This is a genomic window from Streptomyces sp. SS7 (genome assembly GCF_037993025.1).
Classification (GTDB): Bacteria; Actinomycetota; Actinomycetes; order Streptomycetales; family Streptomycetaceae; genus Streptomyces.
The window spans coordinates 2,101,413-2,116,645 of sequence record NZ_CP141223.1 but is presented as its reverse complement, the minus strand read 5'-3'; the positions used below and the strand labels follow the sequence as shown (position 1 = coordinate 2,116,645).

The following is a 15,233-nucleotide window of genomic DNA, read 5'->3' as shown; positions in this document are numbered from 1 at the left end:
CAGAAGGCGAGGGGGCGGCCGCCCGGTCGGGGAGGAGGGGCCGGCCGCCCCGCTCAGGGGGGAGGGCGGGTCGTGGGACCGGCGGGCGGCTCAGCCCCAGCAGTTCTCCAGGCCGAAGGCGGTGTCCTTGGAGTCGACCCCGGTCTGCGCCTTGTCGGTGATGAGGGTGACGCCGGTGTCGGTGTAGCCGGAGGCCTTCTTGCCGTCCTTGGCGTACGTCACCACGGCCTTGACGCCCTCGGCGGCCATCTTCAGCGGGTACTGCTGCGAGGTCGCGGCGATCTTGCCGTCCTTGACCGCCTGGGTGCCGGTGCAGCCGCCGTCGACCGAGACGATCAGGACGTCCTTCTCCCGGCCCTTGGCCTTGAGCGCGGTGTAGGCGCCGAGCGCGGCCGGCTCGTTGATGGTGTAGACGACGTTGATGTCCGGCTCCTTCTGGAGGCAGTTCTCCATCGCCGTCTGCCCCTTGGCCTGGTCGCCGCCGGTGTCCTGGGCGCAGACCACGTCCTTGTCGGTGGCGCCGAACCCCTTGAGGAAACCGTCGTGCCGCTGGACACCGACGGAGACGCCGGGCGCGAGGTCGAGGGTGGCTATCTTCGCGGTCTTGCCCGCCATGGCCGCCTTGGCGTACTCGCCGATCAGCTGCCCGGCCTTGAGGTTGTCGGTGGCGAACAGGGCATCGACCGCGCCCTGCGGCTCGGTCGGGGTGTCGAGGGCGATCACCAGGACGCCCTTGGCCTTGGCCTTCTCGATCGCGGGCACGATGGCCTTGGAGTCGCTCGGGGTGATCAGGATGCCCTTCACCCCGGCGGCGACCATGTTCTCGATCGCGGTGACCTGCCCGGCGTTGTCGCCGTCGAACTTGCCGGCCGCGGTCATCAGCTTGACGCCCTCCGACTTGGCGGCCTTCTCCGCGCCCTCCTTCATCTTCACGAAGAACGGGTTGGTGTCCGTCTTGGTGATCAGACCGACCTTGACGCCGTCCGAGCCCGATCCGGAGCTCGCGGAGCCCGAGCCGGAGCCGGACCCGCAGGCCGTCAGGGTCAGGGCCGCGACGCCCATGACCGCGGCTGCTCTGAGGAGGGAGGTGGACGGACGTGTGGTGCGAGGCATGAACGACTCCTGCGGGATTGCGAGCGGCGCGGCCGGCATCGAGGGATGCCGTCCCGAGTTGTCATCGTTGACTTATGTCATCGTTGACACTGCATGGCGAGGATGATGGACTCCGTCTCCCGGAAACGTCAATGCCCTCCGCCCGTCACGAATCGGCAACGTCCCACGGCCGTCCGCACCGTCGCCCGGCCGCCGTCCCACGGTCGCCCGCAGAGAAGAGCAGCCCATGAGCCCGCGTCAGATCACCGTTCTCGGAGAGTGCGTCGCGGACGCGTTCACCGAGCCCGCGAGCACCCCGAACGAGCTCGCCCTGCGGGTGCTGCCGGGCGGCGGACCTGCGAACACGGCCGTCTCCCTGGCCCGGCTCGGCACCCCGGCCCGCTTCCTCGCCCGGCTCTCCGGCGATGTCTTCGGCCGGCTCTTCCGCGGCCATCTGGAGGCGTCCGGGGTGGACCTGTCGTACGCCGTCAGAGCCGCCGAACCCAGCACCCTGGCCGTGGCCGAACTCGACGACAGCGGCCAGGCCGCGTTCTCCTTCCACGCCCGCGGCACCGCCGACTGGCAGTGGACGGCCGCGGAACTGGCCCGGGTCGACCTGTCCGCCACCGCCTGTGTGCACACCGGATCGCTGGCCCTGGTCCGCGCGCCCGGCGCGGCCGTCGTCGAGGACTTCCTCGCCACGGCCGCCGCCCGGACCACCGTCAGTATCGACCCCAACGTCCGCCCGCTGCTGGTCGATCCCGACGTCTACCGTGCCCGGCTGGCGCACTGGTGCTCCCTCGCCGACATCCTGCGCCTCAGCGAGGACGACCTGGCGCTGCTGCTGCCGGGCACCTCGCCCGAGCGGGCCTGCGACCTCTGGCACGCCGCGGGGGCCCGGCTCGTCGTGATCACCCTCGGCGCCGAGGGCGCCCTGGCCTCGCTCGACGGGGAACGGGTGCGGGTGCCCGCGGTCACCACCCAGGTCGTCGACACGGTCGGCGCGGGCGACTCCTTCACCGCCGGACTGCTGCACCACCTCGGCGCCCGCTCGCTCCTCGGCGGCCGGCTGACGGACGTCCGCGCCGACGACGTGGCCGAGGCCTGCCGCTTCGCCGCCCGGGTCGCCGCCCTGACCTGCTCGGTCGCCGGCCCCAACCCGCCCTGGCGGAGCCGGCTGGACGAGCCCGCCCCGCCGTTCACCACCGCCGCCCGCGACTGACCCCCCTCGACCGCACCCCCCCCCGCAACCGAACGCCCGCGACCGACAAGGACTTGAGACCATGACGAAGACACTGCTCGCCGAGTTCACCGCCCGCGAGGGCGCCGAGGACGAGGTCGCCCGGCTGATCGGGGAGTACGCGCGCACGGTGCGGCAGGAGGACGGCAACCTCGCGTTCGAGGTGTACACCAGGACCGCCGCCCCGCGCGCCTACTGGATCTTCGAGGTGTACCGGGACGAGGACGCCTTCCAGGCACACCTGAAGGCCCCGTACGGCGGTCCGTTCAACGCGGCGCTCGTCCCGCTGATCGAGGAGGACGCCTCGGTGCTGACCTTCCTGGAGAAAATGACCGAGGCCGGAGAATGACGGAGGCGGGAGACCAAGCTCCCGCCAGTCTCAACATATAGCGCACCGGGGGGCTTGCGGCAAGGCCCCCCTCGTACCGCAAAATCCCAGGTCGTGGCCAGGATCCAGCAGAAAAGCGAAAGGCACGACGTGGGTGTCCCGAGTGCGTTCGACCTCCCCGACCAGCTCTCCCGGAAGGCCGACCCCGAGCTGATCGCCGCCGACGAACGGCACTTCGCGGCCGTCGCGGAGTGCCTGGAGGAGTCGATCGCCGAACTGTCCGACCTCCTCGACGCCGAACTGCGGGCACCCGGCGGCACCGGCCGCCAGGCGATGGACCGGGACATCGAGGTCCACCGGCTGACCGGCCGACTGCGCACCCTGCGCCGGTTCGGGCTGGACCTGTGCCTCGGCCACATGGCCGGCGCGGACGGCTCCGCGCCCGTGTACGTCGGCAGGCTCGGCCTCACCGACCGCGAGGGCCGCCGGCTGCTCATCGACTGGCGCTCCCCGGCGGCCGAGCCGTTCTTCGCCGCGACCCACGCCGACCCGATGGGCCTCGCCAGCCGCCGCCGCTACCGCTGGACCCGGGGCCGGATCAGCGACTACTGGGACGAGGTGTTCACCGCCGACGGCTTCGAGGGGCACGCCGCCGCCCTCGACGACCAGTCCGCCTTCATCGCCAGCCTCGGCGGCAACCGCTCGGAGCGGATGCGGGACGTGCTCTCCACCATCCAGGCCGACCAGGACGCCATCATCCGGGCGGGCTCGCGGGGCGCCCTCGTCGTGGACGGCGGCCCGGGCACCGGCAAGACCGTCGTCGCCCTGCACCGCACCGCCCACCTGCTCTACTCCGACCCGCGCCTCGGGCACCGCCGCGGCGGCGTGCTGTTCGTGGGCCCGCACCGGCCGTATCTGTCGTACGTCGCCGACGTCCTGCCGAGCCTCGGCGAGGAGGGCGTCCAGACCTGCGTCCTGCGCGACCTGGTCCCCGAGGGGGCCGCCGCGGGCGTCGAGACCGACCCGGAGGCGGCCCGGCTGAAGGCGTCCGCGGACCTGGTGAAGGCGATCGAGAAGGCCGTCCGCTTCTACGAGGAGCCGCCCGCCGAGGGCCTGACGGTCACCGTCGACCACACCGACGTACGGCTGACCGCCGACGACTGGGCCGAGGCCTTCGACGCGCCCGAACCCGGTACCCCGCACAACGAGGCCCGCAACCAGATCTGGGAGCGGCTCGTCGAGATCCTGCAGGACCGCCACGACGGCGACGACCTGCCACCCGAGCAGTTCCGCCGGGCGCTGCGCCAGGACAAGGAACTCCTCGGCACCCTCCAGCGCGCCTGGCCGCTGCTGGAGGCGGCCGACCTGGTCGGGGACCTGTGGACGGTACCCGCGTACCTGCGGATGTGCGCTCCCTGGCTGAGCCCCGACGAGGTACGACGGCTGCAGCGCGCCGACGCCCAGGCCTGGACGGTGTCCGACCTGCCGCTGCTCGACGCGGCGCGGCAACGGCTCGGGGACCCGGAGGCGGCGCGGCGCAGGCAGCGCGACAAGGCCCTCCTCGCCGCCCAGCGCGAGCGTATGTCGCACGTCGTGGACAACCTGATCCACGCCGTGGCCGACTCCGGCGCCGACGGTGACGACGGCGAGGGCCTGGTGACCATGCTGCGGGGCGCGGACGCCCAGGTCAGCCTGGTCGACGAGGCCGAACTGTCCGTCGTCGACCCCGATCTGCTGGCCGGCCCGTTCGCGCACATCGTCGTCGACGAGGCGCAGGAACTCACCGACGCCGAATGGCAGATGCTGCTGTCACGCTGTCCGTCCCGGAGCTTCACCGTCGTCGGGGACCGCGCCCAGGCCCGGCACGGCTTCACCGAGTCGTGGCGGGAGCGCCTGGAGCGCATCGGCCTCGACCGGATCGACCTGGCCTCCCTGAGCGTCAACTACCGCACCCCGGCCGAGATCATGGCGGAGGCCGAACCGGTCGTCCGGGCCGCGCTCCCGGACGCCAACGTCCCGACGTCCATCCGCAGCACCGGCATTCCCGTCGTGCACGGATCGGCCGCCGGCCTGGACACGTTCCTCGACGACTGGCTCGCCGCCCACGCCGACGGGATCGCCTGTGTCATCGGCGCCCCGGCCTTCCCCGGGACCCCCCGGGTCCGCTCCCTGCCCCCGGAGCTGACCAAGGGCCTCGAGTTCGACCTGGTCGTCCTGGTGGACCCGGAGAAGTTCGGCACGGGAGTCGAAGGGGCGGTGGACCGCTATGTCGCGATGACCCGCGCGACCCGGCAGCTCGTCGTCCTCACGACGTGACGTACCACTTCTGCCACGAGCCGCCGCCGCAGTCCGGTGAAATCGGCCTGGCAGCGGCCAAGGTCGTGTCCTAGCGAAGCCCCTCCGAGCCCGGCCGGGGGCGCAGTTCGATGTGGGTGTCCTCCGGCAGGGTCTTCTGGTAGCCCGCGTACATGTGCTCCGTCGCCAGCCGGACCAGGCGTTCCTCGTCGCCGGCCCGGGCCGCTTCGAAGATCGCGCGGTGTTCGCTCGTCATGAGCGGGACGTTGGCGGCGTCGGCGACGTACGAGCTGGTGATGCGGCGGTTGACCGGGTGGTCCCACAGCGTGTCGATCATCCGGAGCAGGAGCGCGTTCCCGCAGGGCTCGATCAAGGACATGTGGAACGCGCGGTTCAGCTCGAACTGCGCCACCGCGTCGAGCGGGTCGGACGCGGCCATGTCCTCGATCAGGGCGAGCAGCCGCGCCAGCTGGGCCCGGTCGTGCCTGCCGCAGGCGAGCCGCAGGGCCACGGTCTCCAGGGACTGGCGCACCTGGTAGACCTCGGAGATGTCGCTCGGCTTCAGGGCGTTGACCAGGTAGCCGCTGCCCGGCACCCAGGTGACCAGGTCCTCGTGGGCGAGGCGGTTCAGCGCGTCGCGCAGCGGGGTGCGGGAGACGCCCAGCCGCTCGGCCAACTGCTCCTGCACCAAGGGGGAATCCGCCTCCAGGCCGCCGGAGACGATCTCGTCGCGGAGCTGTTCATAGACGCGGACGCCCAGGGGGCGTGTGTCCCGGGGGTCGCCCCGCAAAGGCTTCACGTCGCACTCCGTTCCTAGCGTTGCCTGGGGAGAGAAAACCACTCCGGCGGGGCCATTGTCGCCCGTGAATCCACTGTATACAGTGTGTCCACTGCATCCAGAGAGAGGCTCCTGGTCATGTTCGTCCTCAACACCTGGTATGTCGCCGCATGGTCCACCGAGGTGACCGCCAAGCCGGTGCGCCGGGTCATCTGCAAGCAGCCGATCGTGCTCTACCGCACCCCGGACGGCGCGGCGGTCGCCCTCGCCGACCGCTGCGCCCACCGGGCCTACCCCCTGTCCGAGGGCCGTACGGTCGGAGACGCGATCGAATGCGGTTACCACGGCTTCGCCTACGGCCCCGACGGAGCCTGCACGCGCGTTCCCGCCCAGTCCGCCATCCCGGCGCGCGCCCGGGTGCGCAGCTACCCGGTCGTGGAGAAGGACGGCTGGATCTGGGTCTGGACGGGGGAGCGGGAACGGGCGGACGAGGGCCTGGTCCCCGACACCCACTGGATGGACGACCCGGCGTGGGCGACGGTCACCCACACCGTGCTCTTCGAGTGCCGCCACGACCTCATCCACGACAACCTGCTGGACCTGACCCACGAGTCGTTCCTGCACCGGACGACCGTCGGCGACGACTACATCTACGAGCACGGCATCACGGTCGAGGTGGACGGCCGGGTCGTGACCGCCGACCGGCTGATGCCCGGCGTGGCAGCGCCGCCGCTGTACGCGCGGACCATGGGCGCCGAGGGCCTGTACGACCGGTTCCACGCCACCGAGTTCCACGTCCCGAGCTACCACGTGCTGCACTCCGGGATCACCGGACAGGGACGGCCGCGGGAGGAGGGCTACCTGATCAAGGTGCTCAACGGGATCACGCCGGTCGACGAGCAGACCACCTGGTACTACTACGCGTTCAGCCGGAACTTCGCCGTCGACGCCGAGTGGGCCACCGAGGAGCTCGAGGTCGGCCTCGCCACCGTGCTGCGGGAGGACGCCGACGCCCTGCGGGCCCAGGAGATCGGCATGCGGGACCGCCCCGAGACGGAGCACGACGTGCTCATCGGCCAGGACGCCGGCGTAGCCAAGGCCCGCCGGATCCTCTCCCGGCTCCTGGCGGCGGAGCAGCAGGCGGACCGCACCGTCCCGGCGCCCGGGACCGCGCCCGCGGCCGCGCGGGCCTGATCCCGGCCGCGCCCGTCCCGCCGCCGGCTGCGCCGACGCCTCAGCCGGAACCGGCCTCGGCGACGGGGGAGCGGCCGGACGGTCCTGCCCGGCAGGTCGTCACCGATGCCCGGCACGCGCGTACCAGGGCTTCCCTGCGGACGTGCGACCAGCGGGACGGCACCAGCCCGCCCCGACCGAGAACGAGGAGGCGGACCGATGAGGCTTCTGCTCCGGGCCAACGCCCACCGGCACCTGGGCGACGCCGGCTGGGAGGTCGCCGCGTCGCCGGACACGCCCCGACGGGAGCCGTGGCAGTGGCAGGTGTGCCTGCTCACCGGCGACCCGGGGCACGCCGACGCGCCGTCGCCCACGGCGGTCCGGGTCGCCGCGCCCCTGCCCGGCGGGACGACCGTCGAGGTCGCGGCCGACCCGCTGACGGTCGCGCCCGCGGTCGAGGTCCTCGACCCCGCCTCCTCGCCCACGGTGGTGCGCACGGAGGGCGAGCTCGTGGTCCTGATCGCCTCGGGCGGCCGGGTGCTGATCGAGGAGCGGCACCTGCTGGCCGACGCCGACGCGCTGGTGCTCGCGGGGGACGACCCCCTGGGCGTCGGCGTGCACCGCCCGGACGGTTCGGACTCCCGACTCGCCGTGGTCCGTCTGACCCCCGTCAGGGACAGCGCCCTGAGCTGGGTGCCGTAGGAACAGGTTCGAGATCCGGAGAAGTGGTGACCATGCGTGTGGCCGGTGAGGAACAGCGCCTGCGGCTGCGGGTGGAGGCCCTGGTGCGGGAGGCCGACGGGGTGCTCTCGGCGCACCTGCGCCGACCCGACGCCGGCGACCTGCCCCCCTGGACGCCCGGGGCCCATCTCGACCTGCACCTGCCCGGCGGCCCCGTCCGCCCGTACTCGCTGAGCGGCTCGCCCGCCGACCGCTCCACCTGGCGCGTCTCCGTCCTGAAGGAACCCGCCTCGCGGGGCGGGTCACGGGCGGTGCACGAATCCCTGCGCCCCGGTGACCTCGTCGACGTCACCGGGCCCCGCAACGCCTTCCCCCTCGTCGGCACCCCGGAGTCGGAGTACCTGTTCATCGCCGGAGGCATCGGCATCACGCCCCTCATGCCGATGATCGAGGAGATCGCCGCGTCGGGGGCGCGCTGGTCCTTGCTCTACGGGGGCCGGTCCCGAGCGGGCATGGCGTTCCTGCCCGACCTCGCCCGCCACGGTGACCGGGTGACGGTCCGCCCGCAGGACGAGTACGGGCTGCTCGACCTGGACACGTTCCTGGGCCCGCCGCGGCCGGACGTACTGGTGTACTCCTGCGGTCCGGAGCCGCTGCTCTCCGCCGTGGAAGCGCGCTGCGCCGCCTGGCCGCCGGGAACGCTGCACCTGGAGCGGTTCGCCGCCCGCCCCGCCCCGCCCGCCACCGGCGCCGACACCGGGGAGGAGGCCTTCGAACTGGTGCTGCACCGGACCGGACGCAGCATCACCGTGGCGCCCGGCAGTACCGTCCTGGAGGCGCTGGAGGAGAACGGCGTGGAGCCGCCGAACTCCTGCCGGGAAGGCATCTGCGGAACCTGCGAGACGAAGGTGGTCGAAGGCGTTCCCGACCACCGGGACAGCCTGCTCACGCAGGAGGAACAGGACGCGAACGACACCATGATGATCTGCGTCGGCCGCGCACGCTCGAGCCGCCTGGTCCTCGACCTGTGAGACGTGGACTGACCGCCGCTCGCCCCGGCTCAGCCGGCGAGCCCGCCGACGGCCTTGGGGGAGGGGCCGTACTGGTTGGCGGCCGGGGCGCTGTCCACCGTCATGCCCACGAGGTAGAGGACCGGTCCGACCACGGGCACCGGGGCGATGAGCATCCTCCGCATGAAGGCCTACGCCGACGCGGTCACCGCCGCCCTCGAGGACCCCGACCCCTGGCACGGCTTCGTCGGCTGCGTCGAGACAGCGTGCGCCATGCAGGCCGTCGACTACGGCTTCGCCGACGTGCTGACCACGACGTTCCCCGAGGCCAGGGCCCTGGAGCGCTGCCGCAACGAAGCGTACGAGGGCATGGTCGACCTCATCGGCCGCGCCAAGGCGACCGGTCGGCTGCGGGAGGACTGCGACCCTTCGGACCTGGTGCTGGTGCACATGGCCGACGCCGGCGTCGTCAACGCCACCGGCGCAGCCGCACCCGACGCCTGGCGACGCGTCGTCGCCCTGCTGATCCAGTCCTTCGAGGCCCCGGCCCGCGGGCCGCTGCCCGCCCGACCACGACGCCCTCTACCAGGCCATGCTCCGTCCCGGTGCAGCGGGCGTCGAGGCGCCCGAGTCGGGCGGCTGACGGCACGGATCACCCCGGGCGTCGGATCGCTGTGCCGGTACCCGCGGCGTGCGGGCGCGCGTCCGCCGGGCCCGGCGCCCTCATGTGTCGTCGACGAGGTGGACGGCCAGTCGGGGGCAGGCGGCGACGGCCCGCCGGGCGTGGGCGCGCAGCCGGTCGGGGACGATCCGGTCCTCGAGTACGGGGTAGCCCCATTCGTCCAGGTCGATCAGCTCGGGGAGCAGTTCTCCGCACAGTCCCCGGCCGGTGCAGGCGATGCGGTCGATGCGCAGGGTCCGGGTCGGGGTCATCGCCAGGTCTCCGGGGGTGTGGCGGGCGGTACGGGGATCCGCGGCGGTCGGGGGGCCGCGGGGCAGGTGCCGTGGGTGAGGTGGTGGTCGACGTCGTCGGCGAAGGTGCGCAGGGCGGAGGCGGCCAGGCGGGCGGCACCGTCGGGGTGGCGACAGGCGCCGCGGCCGGGCAGCAGACCGGTTCGGCGGTGCAGGCGGGGGAGCAGCTCCGGGTCGGCCCGTCCGGCGGCCAGTGCGGCGAAGTCCTGGGCCACGGCGGGCAGTCCGTAGCGGCAGGGACCGCACTGGCGGGCGCCCTGAGCGGCGAGGAAGGCGAGTATCCGGGCCGTCTCCGTCAGCCCGCAGGCCGCGTGCGGCAGCGCGACGACGACGCCCGCACCGGGTGCGGCCCCCAGAGCCGCCAGGTCGCGTCGGGCGAGAGGGGTGTGCAGCTGTTCCGCCGGGAGCCAGGTGCCGGCGAAGCCGCCCAGCAGCAGGGCCCGGAGCGGTTCCGTGGGACCCCCGGCACGGTCGAGCACCGAGGCGAGCGGCGTGCCGAGCGCTGTCTCCAGGACACCGGGGGCCGCGACGGAGCCGGAGACGGTGACGAGTGCGGTGCCGGGCTCGTCCGGGGTGCCGGCCTGCCGGAACCAGTCGGGTCCGTGGCGGGCGATGAGGGCGAGGTGGGCGAGGGTCTCGGCGTTGTGGACCAGGGTGGGGCGGCGGCTGACGCCGCGTTCGTGGACGGCCGGGGGGCTGCCCTGCGGGCGGGCCGGACCCCCGTTGAGCCAGCGCACCAGTGCGGTCGACTCGCTGGAGACGTAGCCGTGCGGCAGGGCGTGCAGCCGGATCCGTACGGGGTCGGGTCGGGCCTGTCGTCGCTCCTCCACGGCCACGTCGAGCTGCCGGTGCCGGACGGTGCGGGGCAGGCACACGTGGACGGTGTCGGCCCCGACCTCGGCCGCCGCCAGGACGGCGCCGTCGAGGACCAGATGGGGGGCGACGTCGAGCAGGAACCGGTCCTTGCGGCTGGCGGGTTCGCTCTCCATGGCGTTGACGACGACCACGGCCCGGCGAGGGCCGTCCGCGACGGCGCGCAGCTTGCGGGCCGTCGCGAAGCCGGCGCCCCCGCGCCCCGTGAGCCCGGCCGCCTCGACCGCGTCCGTCAGCGGCCCCGGCGTGTCCGAGGGGCCGGGGAGCGCCCCGTGACGGCGCAGGTGATCGGCCAGGCCGGCCGGCCGCCCGGTGGCGTACCAGCCCGCCAGCAGCCGCGCGGTGGAGTCGTCCGGCGCCGGGGCGCGGTGAGGGGGCACGCGAGGCGCCGTGACCGAGGTGTTCACCGTCCACCCCCGAGCAGCAGCGTCGCGGTGGCGGCCCGCGCGGACCAGCCGGGCTGCAGCGGTCCGGCGGCCAGGAACACGGTCAGCGCCACCGGTACGGCGGTCGCGGCCGCGGCGGCCACGAGGCGCCCGGTCAGCCGCCCCGGGCCGGCCTTCGCCAGCCGCCACCACACGGCGGCGACGACCGACGCCAGGCATCCGGCGTAGAGCCACAGCTGGAGGGGGAGACGGGTGTCGGTCCCCGTTCCGGCGGCGTGGAAGAGGGCGAGCGGCCAGGCGGCGTAGGCCAGCCGGTGCACCGCCTTCCAGCGCCGCACCCCGAGGCGGACCCGCAGTGCGCTGGTGACCAGCACGGCGAGCAGCAGATCGACCGCGGCCGTGCCGAGCCCGAGCCAGAGCGGACGGTACGACGCCCCGAACGGGACCACCGACACCGCCCACCCCAGGTGCGCGAACGGATCGAGCACCACCGTCACCACGTGCACGGTGAGGAACACCAGGGTGAGCAGGGACAGGTCGCGGTGCAGCAGCCCGATCTCGAACCGGCCGATCCGGCGTGGTGCGGCCCGTCCGCCGGAGGCGATCCCGAGCACCACCGTGGCCGTGAGCAGGATCAGCGCGAGGGTGCCGCCCGCGCGGCCCGCGTACCACAGGGGGCTGCCGGTCAGGGCGAGGGCCGTCATCGCGCACCTCCGAGGCCGGTGGCCGGGAAGTCGGGCGGCCAGCCGCCGAGGCGTACGACGGTGCCGTCGAGGCCGACCAGGCGGGCGGGGAGGCCGGTGGAGCGCAGCCAGGGCACCGCCCGCTCGCCCAGCACCACGGCCGCCGTACTGGCCGTGTTGGCGTCCACGCAGGTGGCGGCGGCGACGGTGACCGTGCGCCAGACCGCCGCGGCCGGTTCGCCGGTCGCCGGGTCGACGATGTGGTGCAGGGTGCGGCCGCCACGCCGCCAGGCACGCACCCGGATGCCGGAGGTCGCCAGCGCGCCGCCGGTCACGGCGACGGCGGGGCCCGGCTCGGTGACGGGCTGTGCGTGGTCCTCGGCCAGGGCGATCCGCCAGCCGCCCTCCGGTGCCGTCCCGGCCACGGCCAGGTCGCCGCCGAGACCGACCAGGACCCCGCAGCCGGTCGCGGAGGCGGCCCGCCGAGCGGCCCGGTCGGAGGTGAGCGCCTTGGCGGTGGCGCCCAGGTCGAGGCGGGTGCGCGCGGGCAGACACAGCCGCCGGGTGCGCGGATCCCAGCGGACGGCCCGCCAGCCGGGCGCGGGGCGCGCGACGGGCACCGGGCGGGCGTCGTCGGGACGGACGGAGGCGAACGTGCGGTCGTAGCCGAGCGCGATCACCGCGCTGCCGACGGTCGGGTCCACGGCACCGCCCGTGATGCGGGCTGCCCGCAGGGCGGCCCGGAGCGCGTCGGCGAAGGGTGCGCTCACGGTCGTCGGAACGCCTGCGCCGAGGTTGACCCGGGTGAGTTCGGAGTCCGGCCGGAAGCGGCTGCAGGTCAGGTCGACGGCCCGCAGTTCGGTGCGCAGGATCTCCTCCGCGTCCGGCAGGGCGTCCGGGTCGGTGACGAGCAGGGTGGCCGTGGTGCCCAGGGCGGGAAAGTCGACCCGGGCGGGGGAGGAGGCCTGCGTGCGCGCGGTCATGACGCCCCCGTCGTGGTGTGCGGCCGCTGCTGCGTGGGCGCCGGTGCCTGTGCCGGGGGCTGCGGCACAGGCCGTGCGGCAGGTGCCCCGCCCTCGCCCTCGTCGTCCGCGTGCCGGTCGTCCCCTTCGTCGTGTTCCTCGGTTCCTCCCGCGGCGGGCGCGGAGGAGGACCCCGCGGGGTGCGGCGCGGACGGCGTGACGGCCGGTGCGGGCGAGGCGGTACTCCCTGGCAGCAGGTGGGTGTAGACGCTGCCCAGGGCCGCGGCGCCGGCCACGGCGGTGACGGCGGCCCACCGGGTCAGACGACGGCTGCGGCGCAGGCCGTGATCGCGCGCGAGCGGGGAACCGGGCGGCGGCGTCGGGGGGATGTCGTCGGGCGAGGATGCCATGGCGGGGCTCCTGGAGGGTCAGCGGCCGGATCGGCCGCGTACACCTCCAGGCTCCGCTCACGGTTCTGGGGAACCTGCTCACGTCCTCTTCAGATCCGGTAAAGATCTCAGACCCGGTAAAGATCTCAGACCCGGTCAGGATCTCGGCCCACCGGCCCGCTTCTCCCGCTTCCCTTCGCGGTCCGGCCACCGGGGCAGGTCCAGTACGACAGTCAGCCCGCCACCGGGGGTGTCCTCCAGCCGCACCGTGCCGCCGTTGACGGTGACCAGCCGGTGGACGATGGCGAGTCCGAGCCCCGTCCCGCCGGCCTCCGGGTTGCCGAACCGGCGGAAGGCGACCGCCTTCGCCTCCGCCGTCATCCCGGGACCGTCGTCCCGCACACGCACCCGCGCGGCGGCCCCGGTCACGCGGTGGTCGACACGGATGCTCCCGCCGGACCGCGCGGCGTCCACGGCGTTGGCGATCAGGTTGTCGAGGATCTGCTCCAGATGCCCCGCCCCCAGGGCGACGGTCGGTGCCGTCCCGCCCGGCCCGGCGGCCAGCAGAACACCGCGCTCCTCGGCGACGGGCGTCCACGCGGCCACCCGGTCGGCCACCACCTCGTCGACCCGTACGGCGGTCGGGCGGGGGACGGCCTGCTCGGCGCGCGCGACCGCCAGGAGCCCGTCCACCAGCCGCGACAGCCGCGAGATCTCCTCCTGGGCGGAGGCCAGCTCCACCGCCGTGGCCCGGTCCGCGCCGGCCGCCAGCACGTCGAGGCGCAGCCGCAGCGCGGCCAGCGGGGTGCGCAGCTGGTGGGACACGTCCGCGACCACGGCCCGATGACCGTGCACCAGGGCTTCCGTACGCGCCGCCATCGTGTTGAAGGTGGCGGCGAGCCGGCGCACCTCCGGCGGACCCGCCCGGACGTCCGCCCGCTCGTCGAGGGCGCCCTCGCCCAGCCGCCGGGCCGACGCGTCCAGCGTGGACAAGGGCCGGCTCACCCAGCGGGCGAGGCGCACGGACAGCAGCACGGAGGCGGCCAGCCCCGCGACCCCGATCGCGGCGGACCAGCCCCAGATCGCCGCGATCCGGGCATCGAGCGGACCCGAGGAACGGGCGAGGACCACCGCTCCGGCGGGCTCGCGCACGTCACCGGCCGGTTCCGCGGCCAGCAGACGCCCCTCGCTGTCCGGAGGCTCCGGCTCGCGCCCGCGCAGCACGTCCTCCACCAACTCCTCCGCCTCCTCGCCCTGCGCCGCCGCGCACGGCGTACTGGCCACCAGACGTACGGAGGCGTCGTACACGGCGGCGCAGTCACCGGCCCGGGCCGCGGCGGCCAGCTCCGTGCGCAGGGTGGTGGCTGCCTTGCCGTCGGAGAGGTGCTCCTCGGCCGCCGCGGCGATCACCCGGGTGGCCGCGCGCTGGCTGTCGCGGTAGGCGACGCGCTCGCGTGCCGTCAGCGACACCGCCAGCGGCACCACCGCCAGCACCAGCAGCACCGAGGTCAGGGCCACGAGCGTCCAGGTGATCCGGCGGCTCACGACTGCTCCGGTGGCGCCTGGCCCGGCCCGAGCCGGAAGCCGTGCCCGTAGACCGTCTCGATCAGCCCCGGCACGCCGAGCTTGCGGCGCAGGGCCGCGATGTGGACGTCCAGCACCTTCGTCGGTCCGTACCAGTGGGCGTCCCAGGCCCGCTCCAGGATCTGCTGCCGGCTCACGACCCGGCCCGGATCGGCGGACAGGCACTCCAGGATGCCGAACTCCTTCGGCGTCAGCGCCACCGCGCGTCCGTGCACCGACACCTGCCGGGTGCGCAGGTCGAGGGCGAGCGCACCGTGCCGGACGACCTCCGGCCCGGCCGGGCGCCGACGACGCAGCACCGCACGCATCCTCGCCAGCAACTCGGCCAGCCCGAACGGCTTGACCAGGTAGTCGTCGGCCCCCTCGTCCAGGGCCACCACCCGGTCCGCCTCCTCACCCCGCGCCGTCACCGCGATGATCGCGGCGTCGGAGCGGGCACGCAGCCTCCGGCACACCTCGACACCGTCGATGTCCGGCAGCCCCAGATCCAGCAGGACGACATCGGGGGAGGCGGCCGCCAGGGCGGCGGTGCCGCTGCGGACGTCCTCGACGGCGTAGCCGGCCTGCCGCAGCCCGCGCACCAGGGACTCCGCGATACCCCGGTCGTCCTCCACGACCAGCACCCGGGTCTCCTCGGCCGCACCGGTGGCCTCAGCATCCATACGCCTCACCCGCCTTCCGGACGGGCCGGGACCGACCGCGTCGTCCCCCTTCCCAGCCTGCGCTCCCGCCGGCCCGCGGCGGCAGGGGCCGTTCGGCCCTCCCGTTCGCGCGCGTCCACTCCGGG

16 protein-coding genes are annotated in these 15,233 nt (G+C 74.3%); 6 read left to right on the top strand and 10 right to left on the bottom strand.

Annotation, left to right across the window (positions count from 1 at the left end; all coding sequences use genetic code 11):
* Positions 1–90: 90 nt before the first annotated feature.
* Positions 91–1,113, bottom strand: coding sequence for a sugar ABC transporter substrate-binding protein (locus tag U5640_RS09455; RefSeq protein ID WP_340375349.1), 1,023 nt, complete (start codon positions 1,111–1,113; stop codon positions 91–93).
* Between the two features lie 226 nt (positions 1,114–1,339).
* On the opposite strand from U5640_RS09455, the gene U5640_RS09450 reads away from it, so the two are divergent.
* The 3 genes from U5640_RS09450 to helR all read left to right on the top strand — a co-directional run bounded on the left by U5640_RS09450 (position 1,340) and on the right by helR (position 4,976).
* Complete coding sequence (locus tag U5640_RS09450; protein ID WP_340375348.1) at positions 1,340–2,314, top strand: carbohydrate kinase; 975 nt, start codon at positions 1,340–1,342, stop codon at positions 2,312–2,314.
* A 61-nt stretch (positions 2,315–2,375) separates the two neighbouring features.
* Positions 2,376–2,681, top strand: coding sequence for an antibiotic biosynthesis monooxygenase family protein (locus U5640_RS09445; protein ID WP_340375347.1), 306 nt, complete (start codon positions 2,376–2,378; stop codon positions 2,679–2,681).
* 129 nt (positions 2,682–2,810) lie between these two features.
* The gene (helR, locus tag U5640_RS09440; protein ID WP_340375346.1) at positions 2,811–4,976 is read left to right on the top strand and encodes an RNA polymerase recycling motor ATPase HelR; all 2,166 of its coding nucleotides are present in this window, start codon (positions 2,811–2,813) and stop codon (positions 4,974–4,976) included.
* A 70-nt stretch (positions 4,977–5,046) separates the two neighbouring features.
* Here the strand turns inward: helR and U5640_RS09435 are convergent, their stop codons facing one another.
* Positions 5,047–5,754 (bottom strand): GntR family transcriptional regulator, encoded by a 708-nt coding sequence (locus U5640_RS09435; RefSeq protein ID WP_340375345.1) that lies wholly within the window; start codon positions 5,752–5,754, stop codon positions 5,047–5,049.
* A 117-nt stretch (positions 5,755–5,871) separates the two neighbouring features.
* Between U5640_RS09435 and U5640_RS09430 the strand changes: the two genes are divergently transcribed.
* The 3 genes from U5640_RS09430 (at position 5,872) to U5640_RS09420 (ending at position 8,618) form a co-directional block, all read left to right on the top strand.
* A complete protein-coding gene (locus U5640_RS09430) occupies positions 5,872–6,927 on the top strand; it encodes an aromatic ring-hydroxylating dioxygenase subunit alpha (protein ID WP_340375344.1) in 1,056 nt (351 codons plus the stop codon).
* A 198-nt stretch (positions 6,928–7,125) separates the two neighbouring features.
* Positions 7,126–7,608 (top strand): hypothetical protein, encoded by a 483-nt coding sequence (locus tag U5640_RS09425; RefSeq protein ID WP_340375343.1) that lies wholly within the window; start codon positions 7,126–7,128, stop codon positions 7,606–7,608.
* A 32-nt stretch (positions 7,609–7,640) separates the two neighbouring features.
* On the top strand, positions 7,641–8,618 hold the full coding sequence (locus tag U5640_RS09420; RefSeq protein WP_340375342.1) for a PDR/VanB family oxidoreductase: 978 nt from the start codon (positions 7,641–7,643) through the stop codon (positions 8,616–8,618).
* 29 nt (positions 8,619–8,647) lie between these two features.
* Here U5640_RS09420 and U5640_RS09415 read toward each other — a convergent pair whose 3' ends face one another.
* The 8 genes from U5640_RS09415 to U5640_RS09380 form a co-directional block, all read right to left on the bottom strand.
* Positions 8,648–8,773: a hypothetical protein gene (locus U5640_RS09415; RefSeq protein ID WP_340375341.1), complete on the bottom strand. Its 126-nt coding sequence runs from the start codon at positions 8,771–8,773 to the stop codon at positions 8,648–8,650.
* A 547-nt stretch (positions 8,774–9,320) separates the two neighbouring features.
* Positions 9,321–9,530 carry a ferredoxin gene (locus tag U5640_RS09410; RefSeq protein WP_340375340.1) on the bottom strand — a complete coding sequence of 70 codons (210 nt, stop codon included), beginning with the start codon at positions 9,528–9,530 and terminating at the stop codon, positions 9,321–9,323.
* Positions 9,527–10,822 carry an NADH-ubiquinone oxidoreductase-F iron-sulfur binding region domain-containing protein gene (locus tag U5640_RS09405; RefSeq protein WP_340375339.1) on the bottom strand — a complete coding sequence of 432 codons (1,296 nt, stop codon included), beginning with the start codon at positions 10,820–10,822 and terminating at the stop codon, positions 9,527–9,529. Before U5640_RS09405 ends, U5640_RS09410 begins: the two co-directional genes overlap by 4 nt.
* A gap of 23 nt (positions 10,823–10,845) precedes the next feature.
* Positions 10,846–11,532: a ferric reductase-like transmembrane domain-containing protein gene (locus U5640_RS09400; protein WP_340375338.1), complete on the bottom strand. Its 687-nt coding sequence runs from the start codon at positions 11,530–11,532 to the stop codon at positions 10,846–10,848.
* Positions 11,529–12,494, bottom strand: a complete 966-nt coding sequence (locus U5640_RS09395; RefSeq protein ID WP_340375337.1) for an FAD:protein FMN transferase — start codon at positions 12,492–12,494, stop codon at positions 11,529–11,531. Before U5640_RS09395 ends, U5640_RS09400 begins: the two co-directional genes overlap by 4 nt.
* Positions 12,491–12,883: a hypothetical protein gene (locus U5640_RS09390; protein ID WP_340375336.1), complete on the bottom strand. Its 393-nt coding sequence runs from the start codon at positions 12,881–12,883 to the stop codon at positions 12,491–12,493. Before U5640_RS09390 ends, U5640_RS09395 begins: the two co-directional genes overlap by 4 nt.
* A gap of 135 nt (positions 12,884–13,018) precedes the next feature.
* Positions 13,019–14,407, bottom strand: a complete 1,389-nt coding sequence (locus U5640_RS09385) for a HAMP domain-containing sensor histidine kinase (RefSeq protein ID WP_340375335.1) — start codon at positions 14,405–14,407, stop codon at positions 13,019–13,021.
* A complete protein-coding gene (locus U5640_RS09380; protein WP_340375334.1) occupies positions 14,404–15,108 on the bottom strand; it encodes a response regulator transcription factor in 705 nt (234 codons plus the stop codon). Before U5640_RS09380 ends, U5640_RS09385 begins: the two co-directional genes overlap by 4 nt.
* Between the last annotated feature and the right edge of the window lie 125 nt (positions 15,109–15,233).

Excerpts from the sequence above, each read along its gene's own strand:
- U5640_RS09455 (WP_340375349.1), bottom strand. The coding sequence starts at position 1,113 with ATGCCTCGCACCACACGTCCGTCCACCTCCCTCCTCAGAGCAGCCGCG.
- U5640_RS09450 (WP_340375348.1), top strand. The coding sequence starts at position 1,340 with ATGAGCCCGCGTCAGATCACCGTTCTCGGAGAGTGCGTCGCGGACGCG.
- U5640_RS09445 (WP_340375347.1), top strand. The coding sequence starts at position 2,376 with ATGACGAAGACACTGCTCGCCGAGTTCACCGCCCGCGAGGGCGCCGAG.
- U5640_RS09430 (WP_340375344.1), top strand. The coding sequence starts at position 5,872 with ATGTTCGTCCTCAACACCTGGTATGTCGCCGCATGGTCCACCGAGGTG.
- U5640_RS09425 (WP_340375343.1), top strand. The coding sequence starts at position 7,126 with ATGAGGCTTCTGCTCCGGGCCAACGCCCACCGGCACCTGGGCGACGCC.
- U5640_RS09420 (WP_340375342.1), top strand. The coding sequence starts at position 7,641 with ATGCGTGTGGCCGGTGAGGAACAGCGCCTGCGGCTGCGGGTGGAGGCC.
- U5640_RS09415 (WP_340375341.1), bottom strand. The coding sequence starts at position 8,773 with ATGCTCATCGCCCCGGTGCCCGTGGTCGGACCGGTCCTCTACCTCGTG.
- U5640_RS09410 (WP_340375340.1), bottom strand. The coding sequence starts at position 9,530 with ATGACCCCGACCCGGACCCTGCGCATCGACCGCATCGCCTGCACCGGC.
- U5640_RS09400 (WP_340375338.1), bottom strand. The coding sequence starts at position 11,532 with ATGACGGCCCTCGCCCTGACCGGCAGCCCCCTGTGGTACGCGGGCCGC.
- U5640_RS09395 (WP_340375337.1), bottom strand. The coding sequence starts at position 12,494 with ATGACCGCGCGCACGCAGGCCTCCTCCCCCGCCCGGGTCGACTTTCCC.
- U5640_RS09390 (WP_340375336.1), bottom strand. The coding sequence starts at position 12,883 with ATGGCATCCTCGCCCGACGACATCCCCCCGACGCCGCCGCCCGGTTCC.
- U5640_RS09380 (WP_340375334.1), bottom strand. The coding sequence starts at position 15,108 with ATGGATGCTGAGGCCACCGGTGCGGCCGAGGAGACCCGGGTGCTGGTC.